The organism is Flavobacterium sp. (genome assembly GCF_043756175.1).
Taxonomy (GTDB): Bacteria; Bacteroidota; Bacteroidia; order Flavobacteriales; family Flavobacteriaceae; genus Flavobacterium.
On sequence record NZ_JAYURN010000085.1, the window covers coordinates 1 to 4,534 of the forward strand.

Genomic DNA, 4,534 nt, shown 5'->3' on the forward strand with positions numbered 1-4,534 from the left:
ATTCTATTATTGAAAGTTTAGCATTATCTAAAGCTTGCGTAGTTACTAATTGTGATGGAAATATAGATTTAATTATTGATAATTATAATGGATTTGTCGTTGATAAAGAAGATATAAATGGTTTTAAAAGTAAAATTTTAAAGCTCTTGAGTGATAATGAATTATTGGATGAATTGTCAAAAAATGCTTTTACTTCCTACATTGAAAAATACAACATCAAAAAGAACATTTCTAAACTGGAATCGATTTATTTGAAATAATAGCAATTGAATTAATATTGAAAAAAGAATTTTAATGTATAAAGAGTTCATCAAACAAAAGATTAAAAAGGAAAAGTTTCATCCTGGAGTTATTGGTTTTTTCATTAATTATAATTTTCTGATCCGGAAATCGATTCGAAGCGCCATAAAAAATAATGCGGATAAACTTAACGGTTCTTTATTGGATTTTGGTTGTGGAACGAAACCCTATAAAAAACTTTTTGTAAACGTAAAGGAATACATTGGTGTCGATTATAAGATTGAAGGAAGGGAACAAAACTATAATGAAGTAGATGAGTTTTATGATGGCAAAAAAATTCCATTTGAAAATGAACGGTTTGATTCTCTTTTGTGCACCGAGGTTTTAGAGCATGTTTTTAATATCGACGAATTATTAAAGGAATTTAATAGAGTATTAAAGAAAAATGGAAAGGCACTAATTACGACACCTTTTATGTGGGAAGAGCACGAAATGCCCTATGATTTTGCAAGATATACAACACCGGCTTTAAAGCATTTGTATCAAAAAAATGGTTTTAAGGTGGTTCAGAACTTCAAAACAGGAAATTATATTGAGGTAATTTTTCAATTTAATTTAAATTATATCAAAAATATACTCCCAAACAATAAAATCCTAAGACAGGTTTTTCTGACTCCTTTTATTGTCTTTTTTAACTTTTTTGGTGTTATGTTCAGTCTATTATTGCCAGTTGATAAAACCGCTTATTTCAACAATGTATTTGTTTTAGAAAAAATAGAATAATTTGAATTGTTCATTATCGATCGAAGATAAATAGTTATAAAAAAAAATTTCACTAATATTTCTTTCACAATCCTAATGATAAGTTTATTTTTGACAGAATCCTCTTTATGATGACAAAGAGCGATGTGTTATTTGAATAATCTATTTACTTTTTAATAAATTATTTCATAACACTCAAATATAAAAATCGATATGAAAAGAATACTTATCACTGGAGCTGCAGGATTTTTAGGATCACATCTTTGCGACCGTTTTATAAAAGAAGGCTATTTTGTTATTGGAATGGATAATCTCATCACGGGAGATTTAAAAAACATAGAACATTTGTTCAAATTAGAGAATTTTGAATTTTATCATCATGATATTACCAAATTTGTCCACGTTCCTGGTCAACTGGATTATATTTTGCATTTTGCCTCACCGGCAAGTCCAATCGATTATTTGAAAATTCCAATACAAACCTTAAAAGTCGGTTCACTTGGGACGCACAATCTTTTAGGTTTGGCGCGTGTAAAAAATGCCAGAATTCTTATTGCATCCACTTCTGAGGTGTATGGAGATCCATTGGTTCATCCTCAAACAGAAGAATATTACGGAAATGTAAACACCATAGGACCAAGAGGTGTTTACGATGAAGCCAAACGTTTTCAGGAATCAATAACAATGGCGTACCATACTTTCCATGGGGTAGAAACCCGAATCGTTAGAATTTTTAATACATACGGTCCAAGAATGAGACTCAATGACGGTAGAGTTATTCCTGCTTTTATAGGTCAGGCGCTCCGAGGTGAAGACTTAACTATTTTTGGGGACGGAATGCAAACGCGCTCTTTTTGTTATGTTGATGATCAGGTCGAAGGTATTTTTAGATTATTGCATTCTGATTATGTTCTGCCAGTCAATATTGGTAATCCAGACGAAATTACCATAAAAGATTTTGCTGAAGAAATTATAAAACTGACAGGAACCAGTCAGAAAGTGGTTTATTTTCCTTTGCCAATAAATGATCCGTTGCAACGTCAGCCGGATATTACAAAAGCAAGAAAATTGTTGGGTTGGGAAGCAAAGGTAGATCGAGCCGAGGGAATGAAAATCACTTACGACTATTTTAAATCATTGTCCAAAGAAGAACTTTCTAAAGAAGAACATAAAGATTTTTCGGGTTATATAAAGTAAATATATTTGCTTTTAATAGAGATCTCGCTTTCATTGTTTTGTAATCGTATTGCGGGATTCCCATTTATAAATAGAATAAATCATAGATTTATCTGATAAAAAGAATAAAATGTATTGGATTATAAATTAATTGGGGGATTTATAGGAGATTGTATAGTTTTAATATACATTGAATCTTTGATTAAATAGAAAAATAGCAACATATTTACGTACTATAATTTTTTGTGGTTCCTTCAAAGTAGTTAAGTACCAAATTTTTGATTTCAATAATAAGAACATTTTATTATTTTTAATTCTGTAAGTTGTTATTTAGCATTGCTGTTCGCCTGCAAAGCAAATTAAATATTATGTTGGAAAATCAAGGTGAACCGATTATAAATAATGATTATTACTTAAGACAATTTCAAAGCATTGTCAATGGAAATTTTACGAAAAGAAAAGAACGAAAACCCAATAGGTTATCATCGCTCATTATGACTGCATCTCAAACAGGAAGATATTCAAAATACATTAGGCCAATAAGTGTTACAACAGACCTATTGATCATTTCTGTTATGAGCATGTCTTTCTTTAAAGGACTTAATTTAAATACGGAACTTTATCTTGTTTATCAAATTATAGGATGGATCAGTGCGGCTGTTTTTATTCAATTTTATGAAGTTTATCGCTTCACTACCCCAATAGAAATTATTTCCAAGATACTGAAGCAGTCGGTGTTGTTTCTATTGATTGTTATCGCTTATTTTCCCTTCGAAAAGCAAGTTGTTTTTAGCGGTACTGCTATCGCTTTTTTTATGATTTCTAGTATAGTGCTTGTCTCTTTATCTAAATTTTTATTGTTTTATTATTTAAAAGAATATCGAATAATAACAGGGAGTAATTATAGAAGCGCTGTAATTATCGGATATACACCAGAGGCAATTCGACTGAAAGATCTTTTTGAAACAAGAAATGATTACGGTTATCGTTTTTTTGGATATTTTTCAGACAAGAAATCAAATCAAAACATTAAAGGAAAATTGGCTGACTTGAAACCTTTTGTGCTTGAAAATAGTATTGATGAAATTTATTGTTCCTTGAATGAAATTTCCAATGAGCATTTGAAAGATTTAATTGATTTTGCCGATGAAAATAATAGAACTATTAAATTCATACCGGATACAAAAGAAATTTTTTCAAAGAATTTAAAAATTGATTATTACGATTTTTTTCCCGTGCTGTCATTAAAGAAAACCATTTTACATGAGCCTGTGATTAAAGCCCTCAAAAGATCATTTGATATTGTTTTTTCATTATTAGTGGTGGTATTTCTTTTGTCTTGGCTAATGCCAATATTAGCAATTTTAATAAAATTAGAATCAAAAGGTCCTATTTTTTTCAAACAGGGAAGACCCGGAATTGATGAAAATGAATTTTTTTGTTACAAATTCCGCTCTATGAGAATCAATGGAACAACTGAAAATGAGGCTTCCAAAAATGATCCTCGCGTCACCAGAATAGGTAAGTTTATTAGAAAAACAAGTCTAGATGAAATGCCTCAATTCATAAATGTATTACTAGGTGATATGTCTGTTGTTGGTCCTCGTCCGCATCTTTGGTCTCAAAATAAATCATACGGGAAGAAAATTAAAAAATATATGGTACGCCATTGCGTTAAACCAGGCATCACAGGTTTAGCACAAATTAGCGGGTGTCGAGGTGAAATTGAAACCGAAACCGATATGGTTAACCGTATAAAATTTGACATTTTTTACATCGAAAACTGGTCACTCATCTTAGATTTGAAGATAATTTCACAAACGGTTATCAACGTTTTAAAAGGCGAAGAAAAAGCATATTAAAATGGAATTAGTCTCAATTATAACGCCTTCTTTCAATTCTGAAAAATTTATTGCGGGGACGATTCAATCGGTGCAAAATCAAACCTATCAGAACTGGGAAATGATTATTGTAGACGATTGCTCTACTGATAAAACGGTTTCTATAGCTGAATATATTGCCAATAATGACAACAGAATTACGGTTTATAAACTAGACAAAAATTCAGGAACCGGAATTGCGAGAAATACTGGTTTAGAAAAAGCTTCAGGGAAGTATATTGCGTTCTTGGATGCAGACGATTTATGGAAACCAAATAAATTGGAAATTCAAATTAATTTTCTAAGAAATAACAATTTACCATTTACTTTTTCCTTTTACGATTGCATCAATGAACAAGGAATAGAATTGAATAAAAGAGTGGAAGCCCCCAGAAATCTTGCTTATAGACAGTTGTTTTTTTGCAATTATGTAGGGAATCTTACCGGTATTTATGATGCGAATTATTTCGGAAAAA

General features: G+C 30.7%; 5 protein-coding genes. All 5 read left to right on the forward strand.

The annotated features are described in order from the left end of the window. A partial coding sequence (locus ACH2BP_RS06430) for a glycosyltransferase (RefSeq protein WP_395058143.1) occupies positions 1-260 on the forward strand: 260 nt, incomplete at its 5' end. A 34-nt stretch (positions 261-294) separates the two neighbouring features. Further along, the gene (locus ACH2BP_RS06435; RefSeq protein WP_395058145.1) at positions 295-1,023 is read left to right on the forward strand and encodes a class I SAM-dependent methyltransferase; all 729 of its coding nucleotides are present in this window, start codon (positions 295-297) and stop codon (positions 1,021-1,023) included. A gap of 192 nt (positions 1,024-1,215) precedes the next feature. Then, positions 1,216-2,199, forward strand: a complete 984-nt coding sequence (locus ACH2BP_RS06440; RefSeq protein WP_395058147.1) for a UDP-glucuronic acid decarboxylase family protein — start codon at positions 1,216-1,218, stop codon at positions 2,197-2,199. Positions 2,200-2,501: 302 nt separating this feature from the next. Then, entirely contained in the window at positions 2,502-4,040 is a 1,539-nt protein-coding gene (locus tag ACH2BP_RS06445) for an undecaprenyl-phosphate glucose phosphotransferase (protein WP_395058149.1), read from the forward strand. Position 4,041: 1 nt separating this feature from the next. After that, the coding region (locus tag ACH2BP_RS06450) for a glycosyltransferase family 2 protein (RefSeq protein ID WP_395058151.1) at positions 4,042-4,534 on the forward strand (493 nt) is incomplete at its 3' end.

Excerpts from the sequence above, each read along its gene's own strand:
- ACH2BP_RS06435 (WP_395058145.1), top strand. The coding sequence starts at position 295 with ATGTATAAAGAGTTCATCAAACAAAAGATTAAAAAGGAAAAGTTTCAT.
- ACH2BP_RS06440 (WP_395058147.1), top strand. The coding sequence starts at position 1,216 with ATGAAAAGAATACTTATCACTGGAGCTGCAGGATTTTTAGGATCACAT.